This window comes from Parabacteroides sp., assembly GCF_977054455.1.
The window spans coordinates 92,151-108,239 of sequence record NZ_CDRTCT010000005.1 but is presented as its reverse complement, the minus strand read 5'-3'; the positions used below and the strand labels follow the sequence as shown (position 1 = coordinate 108,239).

The window sequence follows — 16,089 nt, the reverse complement described above, 5'->3', positions numbered from 1 at the left end:
AATTTTTCATCCAGCAAGGACAGTAGACAACAATTGCCTCACGTTTTTTGTATATATACATATTATATAAACATAAAGCGTGGGCTGTTGTCTATCTGCTGGATAGGTGTTTGGCGATACCTCTTGCTTGGATAGATGGCAGTTCCCACGCTTCTATTATTTTTTCCATCTCAGGGGGACAGATGGAGCAATTGGAAAATTATGTATTTCATATTCCCAGACAATCTTCCGGCATCCGTACAAAAGGCGGCGTTCGAATTCACATCCGAACAACTCCCCTTGTATCGATACATAACACCGGATACAGAGATACTGAATCGGGGCATTTCAATCGCTATTCCGGACGAAGCCAGTCACATCCGTTCCATCCGCCTCACGACATCCCTAAGCCATTTCATTTACTATTACCCCGAAAAAGGGTATCAGATCGCGCAAGGCATCCATCTTCCCCCCTTCCAGGCTCCGGCCGTCGGAGATCTTTATGCGAACGGCGTGGTTATACGGGTCGGAGAAGGTCCTTCCGGCCGGCATATAGAACCCGATATCATCCCTTATAAAGGTTCGGTAATGGAGATACGGGAACAGACACTCGACTATTTCGATGCCCTGATCTATTGCGAGTCTATTTCCGAAGGGACGTTGGACAACTGGCATTTGCCGGATATGCTCAATCTGGTATTGCTGCACACCAGGCAACGGGAATTCAACCTGCTCCTTGCCAAGCGCCGGGGAACCCTGCTATACGACGAGGAATACTGGTGCAAAGACAACAGCGTGATCGACCTGGGAGTGGCATTCAATATGGCAAACAGCAGCCTCGATATATGTCCCAAAAAGGAAAAGCGGCAGGTCCGGGCCATACTGGATTATTGAAATACCCCAATCCTCTCCCGCCTATTCGCCCAAACAATATTTTTTCTGAATGTTAAATGAAGAGCCTCATCCGAACCCTGCACCGGGCAGGAAGGATGAGGCTTTGTTGTTACGGCCATCGTAAAAGCACTGTTACGATCATCGTAAAAACTATTCATAATCTCCGAACACCGGTTGCATGATAAACGAGAATTCATAATTACCATAATGAATCCGGTAAGGTTCGAGCGGTAAAGCACGTTTACCCCAGCTGGTGATACATCCCAGTCCTTTCTGGTTCAGGTCGATCAGCACATTGGTATAATCGACCTGCGGGACGAGTTCGGAATGGCGTTGGCCTTTTTCCGGTCCGTCGTCCAGATCTTCCACCGTATAGTTCATGGCCGACATAAGAATCGGTTTACCGGAAAAGAACTTCAGCCCGTCACCGGCAACCGTCTGCTGTTTCCACCAACGGATATCGCTCTTCGTACCTGTTTCCTGCGGGCGGATATACGGATAGAACTGCTCGGCAACCGTCTGTTTGTATCTTCCCAGATCGGTCGAATGATTACGGTCCGGATAGTTTTCAATCGGGCCGCGACCATAATAAGAGATCCGGTCCATGCACTTCGGCATTTGCAGGCGCATACCGAAACGGAACAGGTCCGGAACGTCGGCAGAAGCATCGGCAACCATTTTCTGAGTGACTTTCATGGTTCCTTTATTATTGATCTGATAAGTCAGATACAACTTAGCAGAGACTTCGGGCATGGTATAAGCCGCCTCGATCAGTGCCTGGCCGTTCTCCGCCTTTTGGGTGATCTTATCCAGCTTGATCTGCGGGTTACGCCAGACGGCATATAGTTTCTGCATATTGCCTCCCATCTCGTTATCGGTCGGGGCACGCCAGAAGTTCGGTGTCAGCTTGCCGCCCTCCTTCATCATCGGGACGCCGTTCACGGTGTACAGCGTCAGGAATCCATCTTCCTTTGCGAATTCGGCACGGTAGTTATCCCCTTCCACGATCAGGTAGTTGATATCATTTTCCTTCACAACCGGCGTGATCACAGGCTGATTGCTTTCCGCCAAGTTCGCATTGTCGATGGAAGGTGTTTTGTACGGGCGGACCGAAAGCTGGTTCTTGGCGACCGGATAACCGGAAGGCAATAGTGTTTCGGACTGTTTCAAACGGAAAGCGACATTCAGCAAGACTTCCTTATCCGCACAGATACGCGAAAGGTCGTAATCCAGATGCATTGTTTTCGTCTCATGCGGCTTAATTTCCAAACGGGGGACAATACCGTTCTGCACCGGCACGCCGTCGGCGAGCAATTGCCATTCCAGGTAATAAGCATCCAGATCACGGAAGAAGTATTCGTTATAAACGGAGATTTCCCCCTTTTCGAGGTCTTTCGGCGTTACCCAGATATCCTGATAGATATGCCGCACTTCATCCATATGCGGATTCAGGCGCCGGTCAGGATTGACCAGGCCGTTATCCAGGAAGTTCTGTCCCGAAGCATCGTACTTGTTGAAGTCGCCTCCATAACCGAAGTATTGTACACCTTCTTTCGTAAACATACGGGGAGACTGGTCGACGAAATCCCAGATAAAGCCACCCTGATATTCGGGTTCTTTCCGGATCAGGTCCCAATACTCCTTGAAGCCGCCTTCGGAATTACCCATCGCATGCGCATATTCGCACTGGATCAACGGTTTGCCGTAATTGCCACGCAAATGCTTCAGGCAACTGTCGAACGGGATATACATCGGGCAATAGATATCGGTAAACTCATTCTCCTCCGCCTGTTCATACTGTACGGCGCGTGACGGATCTTCCGCTTTCACCCAACGGTAGCAAGCCTCGAAGTTAGGGCCGAAACCGGCTTCATTTCCCAATGACCAGAAGATGATGGACGGATGGTTGAAGTTGCGCTGCACGTTCCGTTCGTTCCTCTCCAAATGGGCTTTCCTGAACGCCGGATTCTTGGCCAGCGTCTCTTCGCCGTACCCCATGCCATGCGATTCCACATTGGCTTCGGCAACCATATACAGACCGTATTCGTCACACAAATCATACCACAGGTTATCATCCGGATAATGGCAGGTACGGACCGCATTGATATTATTTTCCTTCATAATCCGGATATCCTGAAGCATCCGTTCGGGCGTCACCCAATACCCCCTGTCCGGATCGATCTCATGGCGGTTCACACCTTTGATCAGGACCGGCGAACCGTTCACCCAAACCTGGTTATTGCGCAATTCGACTTTCCGGATACCGACCTTCTGCGGGATAACTTCAAGTACCCGGTCCCCGTCTTTCAAGGTTGCGGTCAGCGTATACAGATAAGGTGTCTCGGCAGACCATTTCCGTGCATTTCCGATAGCAAAAGAAGTATTCAGCTTACCGCTCCCCTTCAACTCTTCGGACGCAACCACACGACCTTCGGCATCCGTCAGTTTCAGTTCTACGGCGGCATTTCCTTTCAGGTCCAGATCCACCCGGACCGTCCCGTTTCTATAGTTTGCATCCAGATCCGGCGTGATCCGTATGTCCTCGATATATTTCGGGTTACGGGCATAGAGATAACAGCTACGGGCTACTCCGGAAAGACGAACGAAATCCTGGTCTTCCAGATACGTCCCGTCACACCAGCGGAACACCTGGAACGCTATCAGGTTCTTGCCCGGTTTCAGGTATTTAGTCAGATTGAACTCGGCTTCCAGCTTGCTGTCCTCGCTATATCCGACATATTTGCCGTTTACCCACAGATACATATTGGACGTAACGGAACCGAAATGGGCAAAAACCTCTTTCCCCTTCCAGCCGGCAGGCAGTTCGATCTCCCGGCGGTATGAACCGACATGGTTGTTTTCGATCGGCACATAAGGCGGGTTACTTTCGAACTGGTAGCACCAGGCATAACCGCTCTCGATATACAGCGGGTCGCCATAGCCGTTCATTTCCCAAAGACCGGGAACGGAGAAATTGTCCCATCCCTTATCATTAAAATCAACTTTAAAGAAGTCGAGCGGCCGTTGGTCGGCATTCCTCACCCAGTTGAATTTCCAGGTTCCGTCGATCGACATGAAGTTGGAGGACTTTTGCTGCTCGCCTTGCAAGGCCGCATCTTCCGTTTCATAGGCGAAATAATGCGTGTGCATCGGAGCGCGGTTGACAGCATTCACTTCCGGATTCATCCATTCCGGCTTTTGTTGTGCATAGGTCGTCATCAGAGAACATGCCAAAACACAAAGAAGAGCTTTAAGTTTTTTGTTCATAATACATTAATTAAAAGGTACACAAACATAAGCAAAATATTCGGTTCGCCAGCTATCCGGCAACAGAAATACAAAAGAATCCTTATCTTTGCAAACTGAAAACAGATTTTTTGAATAAATCATAACAACAAAATAGAATGGCATTACAATGTGGCATCGTAGGACTTCCCAACGTAGGAAAGTCTACTCTTTTCAACTGCTTATCGAATGCAAAAGCACAGTCTGCTAACTTCCCGTTCTGTACGATCGAACCGAATGTCGGCGTGATCACCGTACCGGACGAACGTCTGAACAAGCTGGCTGAAATCGAACATCCCCAACGTGTCATCCCTACTACGGTCGAAATCGTAGATATTGCCGGCCTCGTAAAAGGCGCCAGCAAAGGGGAAGGGCTGGGAAACAAATTCCTCGCCAATATCCGCGAGACAGATGCAATCCTGCACGTATTGCGTTGCTTCGACGATGACAACATCGTCCATGTAGACGGCCGTGTCGATCCGGTGCGCGACAAGGAAATCATCGATGCCGAGTTGCAGATCAAAGACCTCGAAACCATCGACAGCCGGATCGCCAAAGTGCAGAAACAGGCACAGACAGGCGGTGACAAACAGGCTAAGATCGCTTACGAGGTACTTTGCAAATACAAGGAAGCGCTGGAACAGGGCAAAAGCGCCCGCACCGTTTCTTTCGACACGAAAGACGAGCAAAAGATCGCACACGACCTGTTCCTGTTGACCGACAAACCGGTAATGTATGTCTGCAACGTAGACGAGGCCAGTGCTGTCAACGGCAACAAATACGTGGATGCCGTACGCGAAGCCGTAAAAGACGAAGGAGCCGAAATCCTGGTTGTAGCGGCCAAGATCGAAAGCGAAATCGCCGAGTTCGACACCTACGAGGAACGCCAGATGTTCTTGCAGGAGATCGGTTTGGAAGAATCCGGCGTCGCCCGCCTGATCAAGTCCGCTTACAAACTCCTGAACCTGCAAACCTTCCTGACTGCCGGTCCCGACGAATGTCGTGCCTGGACGTTCCATAAAGGCTGGAAAGCCCCGCAATGCGCCGGTGTGATCCATACCGACTTCGAGAAAGGCTTCATCCGCGCCGAAGTCATCAAATATGAGGATTATATCTCCTACGGTTCCGAATCTGCCGTGAAAGAAGCCGGAAAGATGAGTGTCGAAGGAAAAGAATATATCGTCCAGGACGGCGATATCATGCATTTCCGCTTTAATGTGTAATTTACTAAAACAAATACATTATGATTAATAAAACCAATACAGCAATCATAGCGGTCTTGATAAGTATCTTAGGACTTACCGGCTGCGTACGATACAACGTTGCAGAACCGTTAACCCGTTTCAGCAATCCCGAAATGGGGACTGCCGACGGTAATGAAATAACCGTGACAGCCGGATCGACCTGGTTCGCCGAAGGAGGGGATTACAAGAACTTTATACTTACCGGACAGGCCCTCACCGGAGACAATGCGGAAGCAGCCTTGCTGTTCCACACCGACGGGCAATCAGGCTATGAGGTGGTATTCCGGAACGGAGCTATCGACGGCACACGCAAAAGCGGCAGCCTCACATCCGTGCGCAACCTCTACCGTTCATTGGCCGAAGACGGGAAATGGTTCGATTTCGAGATCGCCGTACGCGGGCATAACATATCGGTTACCATAAACGATACGGTGGTAGTATGCTATACCGAACCCGAATATCCCTATCGTACGAAAGAATATGCAAAGCGCCTGCTCAGCCGGGGCGCTATTGCGCTAAAAGGCGTGAGCGGCGATGTAGCCTTTCGTAACCTCAACATGACCCGTTTGAAAAAAAACGCGGTCAATGAAGCGGACACAATGCCCCGGATAGACGAACAGAACGATGCCGTGATCCGTTTCCAGCAGCAAAACTTCCCTGTGATAGACTACCATGTGCACCTGAAAGGCGGCCTGACGAAGGAGATGGCACAAGCCATGTCGATGAACTACGGCATCAACTACGGTGTAGCTCCTAATGCCGGCGAAGGTGGCGTAGGGCGTATGCTTGCCGACGACAAGGAAGTGTACGAATACTACAACGAAGTAAAAGACATGCCTTTCCTGCGCGGCGTACAAGGTGAAGGCCGTAAATGGACAGCCACCTTCTCGCAAAAGGCATTAGGCGTATTCGACTATCTCTTTACCGACGGCATGACCATTGTGGACCATAAAGGCCGGCTGTCTCGAATCTACCGTCCGGAAGAGGTGCACTACGACGATGTTACCAAAGAACAATATATGGATCATCTGGTCGACCAAACCGTCAAGATCCTGACCAACGAACCGGCCGACATCTATGCCAATCCGACCTTCCTGCCGGAAGAGCTGAATGCAGAGTATGCCAAATACTGGACCGACGAGCGTGTCGACCGCGTCCTGGACGTATTGGTCCAATACAATATAGCACTCGAAATCAACGCACGCTACAAGATTCCAAGCATGGATATCATCCGTAAAGCCAAAGAACGCGGAATCAAGTTCACCTTCGGCACGAACAATGTCGATGCCGATTTCGGCAAACTGGAATATTGTCTGCAAGCCGTCGACGAATGCGGCCTGACAGCAGACGACATCTGGTTCCCGACCATGAGCGTACGGGACTCTCGCGAAGTGGTGTTGTATAATAAGTGGTAGAACTCCTTTATCACGATCTTTTAGGCACGGATTTCACGGATTTACACGGATAAATTTATTATCTTTCCGTGTAATCCGCGCAATCCGTGCCTAAATCATGTTTATTGTAATCAGGATTTGAAAGGGAATATCATACAAGAAACAAAGGGATTTTGTCGGCAGAGATCAAGGAAAAAGAAGAATTAATCCCTTACGGTTATTACCGGCCCGGCTAATTTTCGTATCTTTCAGCGTTCTATTAATTCTCATTCATTATGAAAACCTGTTGCATGATTCTTTTAGCGGCCTTCGCGTCGCTCGCATCCGCCCAGCAAAACGGCGTAACCAGCATACTGGAAGTGCTGGACGTGACAAACGGCCAGCGCACCGTAGTCAAGGAATTCCCCTACCGTGTCGAAGCCCCCAACTGGACACCCGACGGACGGTGGCTCGTCTATAACAGCGGAGGAAAACTGTACAAGCTCTCCCCCGATTCGCCCGGCGAACCGGAGATGATCGACACCGGCTTCGCCACCCGATGCAACAACGACCATGTCATAGCAGCCGACGGCAAGCAGATAGCCATCAGCCACGGGACGAAGGAAGACGGCAAATCCCGCGTTTACACCCTTCCGATACAGGGAGGAACGCCCCGCCTGATCACCCCGATGGCTCCCAGCTACCTGCACGGATGGAGCCCGGACGGAGGACAACTCGCCTATTGTGCCGAACGGAAAGGCAATTACGACATTTATGTTATTCCGGTTGAAGGAGGAGAAGAAACCCGCCTCACGACAGCCGAAGGATTGGATGACGGTCCCGAATATTCCCCTTGCGGAGACTATATCTGGTTCAATTCCGTCCGTACCGGCCTGATGCAAATATGGAGAATGAAGAAAGACGGCTCCGAACAAACCCAGATGACGTTCGATGAGACCCGTAACTCCTGGTTTCCCCATGTCTCGCCCGACGGTAAATCCGTCCTCTTCATCACATATTACAAAGGAGACCTGGAACCGGGACAGCATCTCCCCAATAAGAATGTAGAACTCAGGATCATGCCGGCCACGGGAGGAGAACCGAAAACGTTGGTCAAGCTATTCGGCGGACAAGGAACGATCAACGTCAATTCCTGGGCACCGGACAGCAGACGCGTTGCATTTGTCAGCTACCGCCTTGCCCCCTTATAAAGACAAAATGATTTCTTCGCTCAAGCCGGTATATTTTGCTATGGTAGCAACGTCTACACCCGTATCTTTCATCTTCAAGGCGACTTGACGCATGCCTTCGGCAAGACCTTCGGCTTTCCCTTCTATTCTCCCTTCCAATTTGGCCGTGTCGATCACGTCGTTTTGGATCATGATGGCGTCGAGATGGCGGTCGTAGATAAGGCGTTCCTGGGGCGACATGGAGTAGTATTTCAACTTCTCGCGGGCTTCCTTCAGGCCGGGAGCCGTCGTGTCCGGACGGATCGTGCCGTCTTTCAGGTATTCGATCCATTCGTCCAATGGCGTGAGGGCCACTTTGTCGAACTCGTTCACGCGGACCAGGATATATTCGGGGAAGATCTCAGCGGGAAGGTGCGAAACGATCACATCTCGTTCGCGCATGTTGACACGCAAGTGGTCGCCCGTATGCACGCCGACGAAATGGTTCTGACCGTGGTAGATATAGTCCGTCCCGATGCCGATGTCGAAATAGAGGATGCTGATGGAGTAGACTTTCTTGATTTTCTCGTAGCCTTCGCCAAGCGAGATATGTTCGGTGATAGCTTTCGCCACGCCGTAGAGGATGCGTTCCAAGTAATGCAGTTCGCGTGTGTTCTGGATCTCGACGAGGATGATCTCCCCTTTGCTGTTCAAGGCTTTGATGTCGACGCGGTTGTACTTGTCGTCGGCACTTTCCTGGTTGCCTTCGCTCTCGAGGATTTCGACGATCTTGATCTCTTCGTTCAGCATGACGGTCAGGAAACCGTCGAGCACGTCGAAATTGGCCTTCTGGCGCAGCAGACGCTTGATGGCCCAATCAAAACGGATATACCGGTCCTGCAACTCTCTTCTTTCCATCTCTTCTATGATTTTCAGATCCGACTCTTCCTTTTTCATAGTTACTGTTTTTTAGTTATTACTTATAATCCACAAATATACATATTATTTATAAACGGGAGGGCGGATCGGGAAGAATGTTTCGGATATTAGCAGATGTGAAACTAAATGTCCCACTAAAGAACCAGGTTCGCGGATGGCGAGGCTTTCCTCGTACCGCAGGGGAATGCCGATACTGATAGTTATACTTATGTATCGGCAATCCCAAGAGAAAGGCCCAAGCGGCCATTGCCCTTTTACTTTCATGAAGTTCCCTTATAGGGAAACTCTCGTTTCCTAACGAGGGAATTTCCGTTTCCAGCATAGGGAACTCTGGTTCCCTGCAAGGGGAATTTCCGTTCCCTACAGGGGGAAACTGTAATAGACTGGTTATCAATATCTATTAATACACTGTTTTGAGATCCGTTTTTCACTTCATTCAAAGCATATCAGATACTTGTATTTTATCCTTAAACCAGAGGAATATGTTGCCCAAAGGGTATTGTTTTGTCCTGTAACCCACATATTTTGGAAAATTACGGGTATTTTCTCTTGTCGATTCGGAAAACCTATTTACCTTTGCAACGATTCCGTAGTGGGCAGCGGCTCATAGGGCGCGGGATCAGTTACATATTGTAAGCATTTTACGAAGATTATTCCTTACATAGAATCTGGTAAATTTTTAGTACAACGGAATAATGGACAGTAAATGCTTGCGCTGGTTACGTATAAATTCATCTACCATTCTTATGGGAAAATTGTTTTATATCGTATAAGGCGCGGGCTATTGTTCTATTATTGTTGTACGGGCTTACCAGAGCCTTATGTTTGATAATAGACAATAGACCCGCGTTTTTTTATGCCCGTTCATAATCATTCGCGGGGGTTGTTTCCCCTTCGTGAAATTAGTTGTTGGATTTTTAAACACTATTTTATTAACAATTAATTTTTAATGATTATGAACAAGAGATTTTCTACTCTTTTGGCTACCGCTCTGGTAGCCGGTGGACTGTCCTTTAATGCGGCGGCAGCTTCTGTCGATGCCAGCACTATAAAGGATGGCTCTTTTATCCATTTGACGATCGGTAGTGGTTCTACTGACTATTTGGCAATGGATGAAGCAGGTAATTTCAAGAAAGTAGAGGCGTCCGTTTGGAGAGGTAGTATTTCCAATTTGCTGGGGACCCTTTGGCAGGTAAAGTTAAATCCTCATTCTTCTGTAGCTGGTACAACTTATACCTATTCATTTACTAACAGATTGTCTGGTCAGAAACTATCTATCAAGTTACAGTCTGATAAGGCAGATGGTGGTCGTGCTACGGCTATCAAAGCAAATGAAAAGAATGGTAATACAGATTGGGCTTGGGATGCTTCGAAAGGCCTTTATGTTGTTAAAAACTATGGTGCCGGAAAGGATACTACCTTTACTATCGGTTTTAATGGGACAACTGGAGAAATTGCCTTTGATGCTACTAAAGGAACAGATGCTCAAAGTGTGACATCTGCCTTGTTGAAAGGTGATGTTTCTACAGCTGCTGTTAAATTGTCCGCAGGAGATTTTAATGCATTGGTTGCCAGAAATAGTGGCCGCCTGTACTTTACTGGCGAAAATGTTTCTTCTACAGAGACTAATGTTTTGACAGATAATAAATGGAAAGCAGTCAATGTCACTTTTGATGAAACAGGTAATTATAGAGCAGTAAATTCTGGAACACGTGCCCTTTTCCTTACAAACGGAAAAGAACATAAAGGCCGTATGAACAATGATATGACTGCAGCAGATGTGACACAAAAAGAATATCTGTTGGTTGACTATAAGTTCTACGACCCAAGCAAAGAATTTAATGTATTGAATGTGGATACTATCGCAGTTGAACCAAGTTCAAATAAGGTCACTACTTTGGCTGAGCGAACAAAGATTGCTAAACATCATCCTGCAACAGCTGCTTTCATCGCAACTTATTATATCCCGAATGATTCTTTAGTAATTGCTCCGTTGTTCGCTCCGAAGTCACTGCCGGTAGCTTCTACTTTGGATGCTATGCATACAGCACTTCCTACAGATGGAGAAATTTCTGCTGTTAAAACTGCTGTAGACCATTTGGAGGCAGGTGTCACTTTGTTCTCTACTCAGGACAAGGCGTCAGATTTTCCTAAAGGGACAAAATTTGCAGAAGCAAAGAAGTTTACAGATGCAGGAGCCACAGGTTCTGCAAAAACAGGTCAGGATCTGATTGATGCAGTAAAGACTGCAATAAAAGGAATTACTTATTCTACGACCGATGCAACAAAAAAGAAGGAAGAAGCTTATGTTGCAGCTGTAAATAAGTATTTGACTGCTCTTAATGGTTTGGAAATAACAACAGTATCAGATAATTCTAATGCAGCTCTTGTCTCCACTTCCGCCATCAAAGACGGTGCAAACTATGCAAATGGCATTAATGCTCTTGAGGTTACTTTAATAGGGACAGGTTCAGGAACCTCTATTTCTCCTTCTAAGCAAGTGGTAATCCGTAAACTTTCTAATACGAAAGTCTTAACGATCGGTGGTGATCCTTCTGTTACTACTAATGGCAACTTGGTCGCCACTATCAAAACATCCGACAAAGCCGCAACTATCGGTGGTGATGCCACAATCGCTGAAGGTCTGTATTATGTGATCAATGCAATGAAAGAAAAAAGTGCCGGTGTAGCTAACAAATATTATGGCTTGTACTTTGATGAAAGCCCGGTTAATCCTGCCAAGTATGTAGCAAAAGCTCAGGCATTCAATCCGTATGCACAATTCGTAGTTTCTAAGGCTGCCGGTGTAGACAAAGGTAATTATGCTATTGAAAACCGTGCAACGGCAACTGCTAAATGGCAAGGTGTAACCAACGTTGTCGACAAAGACAATAACATCTTCGCTATCGGTAGCGATACAATCCAGTTGGTAGCAGCCGAAGACGTAGACGCAGACAACGCATATATCGGCTTCAAATATATCACAGCTAACGATGCCAAGAACAACAAGTTCACCATCACCTCGGCTGCCGACGTATTGGAAGGACAGAGCATTGTCATGACAAAAGACTCTACGCTGAAAGTAGCTGCTCCGGAAGAAGAAGTGCTGTACACATTAGTTCCTTCCGATGAAAGCAAATACGGTGTGGAAGATGCTTTGAAGAAAGTGACTTACACGATCATGGATGCCGACAGCGCATTTATCATCAAAGATGCTACAAGAGGTTATGTATTCTCTAACGGCAAATATGCAACGAAGAACGGCACTCCGGTTCAGTTCACTATGATCGCTGTCGATACGGATTCTACATTCGTATTGTATGATGCAACTGCAACTCCTGATCCATTGAAACTGGTTGTAAGCACCCAGTACAAGACCATCTCCGGCGAACCTCTGACCGCTCGCAACGACATGTTCATCGTTAAACCGCAGTCTGCTCCTGCTTCTTACAAATCTCTGCCGAAGCACGTACGCATCCAAGCTGTCAATGGCGACTATGCCGTTGTTAACGCCAAGAACCAGGGCATCGCTGTTCGCGAAGGCGACTTGAAGGCTGATGCTTATAGCAACTTGGACTTTATCTTCTGGTTGGATACCGCCCATTATGACAATGCTGCTCCCTACACTTACTACATCACGAAGGGTGTTAAGGCTACTGAAGAAGCTGCTGCAAGCCGTCTGTATATGTGGAACTCTGTTGACTCTGCCACTACAAAGGATGCAAACAAAGAACTTCCGTACATCTACGGTACAGGTGCAAACCGCGTTATGTTCCGCACGGCTTCTATCATGGCTCAGGATACATTGTTGGTTCCGGCTTTGGATGCTGCTGCCAAGATCGATACCGTATCTGTTGCTAAAGGTACTTCAAAAGACGGTTTGAAACACGAAGTTAAGGAAGGTGTCAAGAACTTCCAGTTCAGCTTCGAATTTGCAAGCAAGGACGCTGAAGGCGAATACAACATCGTATGCCAGAATGCAAATGGCAAGAACTACGTCCACAACATCAACGGTGTATTGGCTATGGGCCCGAAAGAAGATGCAGTTGTCGTAAATGTTCTTGAAGTATCTGCAGACGATGTAGTTGCTACAGACAACGAAACGATCGCCACATCTGAAATCGCCGTTATCGCAGGCGAAGGCCAGGTAACCATCGCTAACGCTGCCGGCAAGAAGGTGGTTATCAGCAACATCTTAGGCCAGACAGTAGCCAACACGGTTCTGACTTCTGACAACGCTGCAATCGCTGCTCCGGCAGGTGTGGTAGTAGTAGCTGTCGAAGGCGAAGCTGCTGTTAAGGCAATTGTAAAATAAAGGAAGATATTTTATAATCAAATAATTCTAAAATGTTTGGCCGCGTGCCGTGAAAACGGCAATTACCCTGCGACAGGCGAACAGGCGGCCGGATTTAATATTAATAATACTAAAGTATATTGAATTGAAAAGTTCAATGTAGCCGGTAACCCTGTGAAGGACGAAAGCATACAGAAAACAAGCCCCGAAGGTGATCGACATCTTCGGGGCTTCGTTGTTTGGAGGAGTGAACCTCTCAAGCACGTTTCATACCATATTTCTGCATTCCATAGTCACCTAATATTTCAAGGCATCTGACACACTTTCTAAAAAACTTCTTCATAGCTTCTCTCTTCTTGTTTAAAACGATTCGTGCAAAACATACCTGCATTAGTATTGCATAATTATGTTTTACAACACAAAAATAGAGGTAAAACAGATACGTTATTCACTTCGTGTGCCTATTTAACATCATTTGCACAAACAGCCGGACAAGAGAAAGGCGCCTCAACCGATGATATATTTCGCATGCGGCAACTTACTCACCAGATAAGTAAATGACCATGAACAAATAAAGGTCAGAACGGCCGAAACAGGCACCAACGCCGGAACAGGCGTCCCGATCCACTGCGCAAACATATAGGAAGGACCGACAAAGAAATAATGCACGCAATACAAACCAAAACCGCATTTGGTCAGATTGGCAAGGGCGCGGCAAACGACCGGCGAGGTAATCCGCACTTTCCGTACCAACAGGAAAACGGCAACCGTCATCAGCAACACGTTAGGCGAACAATAAGTAAAGAACAGCTCCATCCCCTCCTCGCTCACATTCGGGTCGGATGTCATATGGCGAAAACCGGCCAATGTGATAAAATAGCCGGCTAAAAACAGCGGAACCGTCACCGACAAGGTCTTGCCGAGCGACCCGTCTGTTCTTTTCCCTAAATAATGCCCTAACAACAGATATCCGTTGAAACCGGCAAAATAGTAAAACAGCCCGAATGAGTTCCATGAGCAGGTTCCGAACTGGTAACGCGAGACAAACTCCGTCAGATAAGGGATAAACAACGAAACAAACCAAAGCGCCAGAAACATACGCTTCGCCTTGTCCGATGCCTTTTCCACCCATGCGGAGAAGACCGGCATATACAGATAAAGCCCTATCAGCACATAGATATACCACATCGGTGTCGCATAGACCGTAAAGGTGAGAGGGATCAAAGCAATCGTCTTCAACGCCTCTACGAACGAGGCCGAAGGGTTCGGTTCCCAAGGGAAAAAGTCCGTCACCAGTTCCGGACTACCTCCTACCCACTGGATGAACCAGGGTGCCAGATCGAACAAGACAGACCAGATCAGGAATGGAAACAACACACGCGGAATGCGTTTCCTATAAAAGGCGGAAGCCTCCTGCCTGACCGGCAACAAAAGGAATCCGGTCATCATCACAAAAAGCGGCACGCTGGCACGCAGCATGGAACCGTAAACAGAACCCCAGAAATTAAATTCCGGATCGGCACGCGATTCAGGCGAGGCGTTAAACGGGTCGGTACAATGAATGGCAATCACCATCAGGATGGCGACAAGGCGAAGAACGTCCAGCCAGACAATATGCGGTCGGACGGCAGTAGTAGTTTGAACAGTGTCCATGACGGAATAAAGATCGTTACGTGTTTATTTGCTATTCTTATACTCCGACGGAATCGTGCCTGTACACTTCTGGAAAGCCCGCCGGAACGTACTGATCGAATGGAATCCGGAACGTTCGGCAATCTCCTGTATACTGGCATTCGGCTCGGCATCCATCAGACGCTTGCTTTCCTCGATCCGGAACTGGTTGACATAATCGGAAAACGATTGTCCCAGCTCCCGGTTAAACAGTTGGGAAAGATAAGAACGGCTGATAGGAAAGATCCGTTGCAAATCCGTCAGGCGTAAATCTTCGCGAAGATACGGTTTTTCCCTTTCAAACCATGCATTTACTTCCTCCGCATAACGTTTACTGAGAACCCGGTGTTCGTCATCGTCATTACCCTCTTCCTGGTACGGCAGGTCCCACCCGCTTTCAAAGGAATGTTCCAGGACCACCACCTTCAGGAATAGCGCCTTATAAAAGAAATAATACCATACGAACAGCAGGACCGTTTTGTCGATCACATACATCAAAGGCGTATCGGTCAGCAATAAGGCCAGATAAAAGCCATACAGAACAATTAAAAGTATCATGGTTTTCCTTAACCATTCCAAATCATATTCTTCCGGATCGGAAACATTCTCCGCCAAAAAGACCTTGAAGTCCTTACCGTACCTGGCTATCAGATAAACAGGCAGAACCATATAAAACAAGGTCAGCAGAAAGACCGTCATACGAAGCAAGACATCCATATTAAAGTATTCGAAAACCTCCCGTATCGAATAATAGGTATGAATTTCACCTCCCGACAGACGATAAGTCAGGTAAGCCAGTCCGCCGAAAATAACCGGACTGATAAACAGAAGAAAACGTTTGCAAGTAAGAAAGCCGGGCCGCAAAACTTCAATCACATAACAAGCGAGCGTTGCCGTCACCAAAGCCCCCATAATCAGGATATCCGGATGGAAAGCCTCTTTCGGTTCATGCAGATAAAGATTCACAGACACCCTCATGACTGCCAGGAAAGCCCACAAAAACATCCCCCAGCCCAATATCTTTTTCGCCCGGTTTTCACCAGCCCGGAGTAACAGGGTGACTCCGCCAAAAATACAGAATCCTATAATCTGCAAGCTTAATAAAAACTGAATTTTGTCCAACATAATGAATCCCTCGTATCAAGTAAACAAATTGAAGCATTAAATAGTTAATCTGAACCGTCAGTTGACAATTTGACGCCTGTAGACAATTTGCATCCTGTGGTTTTATACGATTTCAT

The 16,089-nt window shown here is 47.6% G+C and carries 9 protein-coding genes; 5 read left to right on the top strand and 4 right to left on the bottom strand.

Annotation, left to right across the window (positions count from 1 at the left end):
• Positions 1 to 201 precede the first annotated feature (201 nt).
• Positions 202 to 873: a hypothetical protein gene (locus ACW6QF_RS03675; RefSeq protein ID WP_456086867.1), complete on the top strand. Its 672-nt coding sequence runs from the start codon at positions 202 to 204 to the stop codon at positions 871 to 873.
• Positions 874 to 1,023: 150 nt separating this feature from the next.
• On the opposite strand, the gene ACW6QF_RS03670 is transcribed toward ACW6QF_RS03675, so the two are convergent.
• On the bottom strand, positions 1,024 to 4,140 hold the full coding sequence (locus ACW6QF_RS03670; protein ID WP_456086866.1) for a glycoside hydrolase family 2 TIM barrel-domain containing protein: 3,117 nt from the start codon (positions 4,138 to 4,140) through the stop codon (positions 1,024 to 1,026).
• Positions 4,141 to 4,277: 137 nt separating this feature from the next.
• Here ACW6QF_RS03670 and ychF point away from each other — a divergent pair, with 137 nt between their 5' ends.
• The 3 genes from ychF to ACW6QF_RS03655 all read left to right on the top strand — a co-directional run bounded on the left by ychF (position 4,278) and on the right by ACW6QF_RS03655 (position 7,986).
• On the top strand, positions 4,278 to 5,381 hold the full coding sequence (gene ychF / locus ACW6QF_RS03665; RefSeq protein WP_298551061.1) for a redox-regulated ATPase YchF: 1,104 nt from the start codon (positions 4,278 to 4,280) through the stop codon (positions 5,379 to 5,381).
• Positions 5,382 to 5,401: 20 nt separating this feature from the next.
• Complete coding sequence (locus tag ACW6QF_RS03660) at positions 5,402 to 6,817, top strand: family 16 glycoside hydrolase (protein ID WP_456086865.1); 1,416 nt, start codon at positions 5,402 to 5,404, stop codon at positions 6,815 to 6,817.
• Between the two features lie 254 nt (positions 6,818 to 7,071).
• Positions 7,072 to 7,986: a TolB family protein gene (locus tag ACW6QF_RS03655; protein ID WP_456086864.1), complete on the top strand. Its 915-nt coding sequence runs from the start codon at positions 7,072 to 7,074 to the stop codon at positions 7,984 to 7,986.
• On the opposite strand, the gene ACW6QF_RS03650 is transcribed toward ACW6QF_RS03655, so the two are convergent.
• Positions 7,981 to 8,901, bottom strand: coding sequence for an Rpn family recombination-promoting nuclease/putative transposase (locus tag ACW6QF_RS03650; protein WP_456086863.1), 921 nt, complete (start codon positions 8,899 to 8,901; stop codon positions 7,981 to 7,983). The two genes, ACW6QF_RS03655 and ACW6QF_RS03650, sit on opposite strands and share 6 nt — an antisense overlap.
• Positions 8,902 to 9,838: 937 nt before the next feature.
• On the opposite strand from ACW6QF_RS03650, the gene ACW6QF_RS03645 reads away from it, so the two are divergent.
• On the top strand, positions 9,839 to 13,198 hold the full coding sequence (locus ACW6QF_RS03645) for a DUF6383 domain-containing protein (protein WP_456086862.1): 3,360 nt from the start codon (positions 9,839 to 9,841) through the stop codon (positions 13,196 to 13,198).
• A 486-nt stretch (positions 13,199 to 13,684) separates the two neighbouring features.
• Here the strand turns inward: ACW6QF_RS03645 and ACW6QF_RS03640 are convergent, their stop codons facing one another.
• Together ACW6QF_RS03640 and ACW6QF_RS03635 are read right to left on the bottom strand one after the other, a co-directional pair.
• Positions 13,685 to 14,830 (bottom strand): acyltransferase, encoded by a 1,146-nt coding sequence (locus ACW6QF_RS03640; RefSeq protein ID WP_456086861.1) that lies wholly within the window; start codon positions 14,828 to 14,830, stop codon positions 13,685 to 13,687.
• Between the two features lie 24 nt (positions 14,831 to 14,854).
• Entirely contained in the window at positions 14,855 to 15,973 is a 1,119-nt protein-coding gene (locus ACW6QF_RS03635) for a helix-turn-helix transcriptional regulator (protein ID WP_298552027.1), read from the bottom strand.
• Positions 15,974 to 16,089 lie beyond the last annotated feature (116 nt).

Excerpts from the sequence above, each read along its gene's own strand:
- ACW6QF_RS03675 (WP_456086867.1), top strand. The coding sequence starts at position 202 with ATGTATTTCATATTCCCAGACAATCTTCCGGCATCCGTACAAAAGGCG.
- ACW6QF_RS03670 (WP_456086866.1), bottom strand. The coding sequence starts at position 4,140 with ATGAACAAAAAACTTAAAGCTCTTCTTTGTGTTTTGGCATGTTCTCTG.
- ychF (WP_298551061.1), top strand. The coding sequence starts at position 4,278 with ATGGCATTACAATGTGGCATCGTAGGACTTCCCAACGTAGGAAAGTCT.
- ACW6QF_RS03660 (WP_456086865.1), top strand. The coding sequence starts at position 5,402 with ATGATTAATAAAACCAATACAGCAATCATAGCGGTCTTGATAAGTATC.
- ACW6QF_RS03655 (WP_456086864.1), top strand. The coding sequence starts at position 7,072 with ATGAAAACCTGTTGCATGATTCTTTTAGCGGCCTTCGCGTCGCTCGCA.
- ACW6QF_RS03650 (WP_456086863.1), bottom strand. The coding sequence starts at position 8,901 with ATGAAAAAGGAAGAGTCGGATCTGAAAATCATAGAAGAGATGGAAAGA.
- ACW6QF_RS03645 (WP_456086862.1), top strand. The coding sequence starts at position 9,839 with ATGAACAAGAGATTTTCTACTCTTTTGGCTACCGCTCTGGTAGCCGGT.
- ACW6QF_RS03640 (WP_456086861.1), bottom strand. The coding sequence starts at position 14,830 with ATGGACACTGTTCAAACTACTACTGCCGTCCGACCGCATATTGTCTGG.
- ACW6QF_RS03635 (WP_298552027.1), bottom strand. The coding sequence starts at position 15,973 with ATGTTGGACAAAATTCAGTTTTTATTAAGCTTGCAGATTATAGGATTC.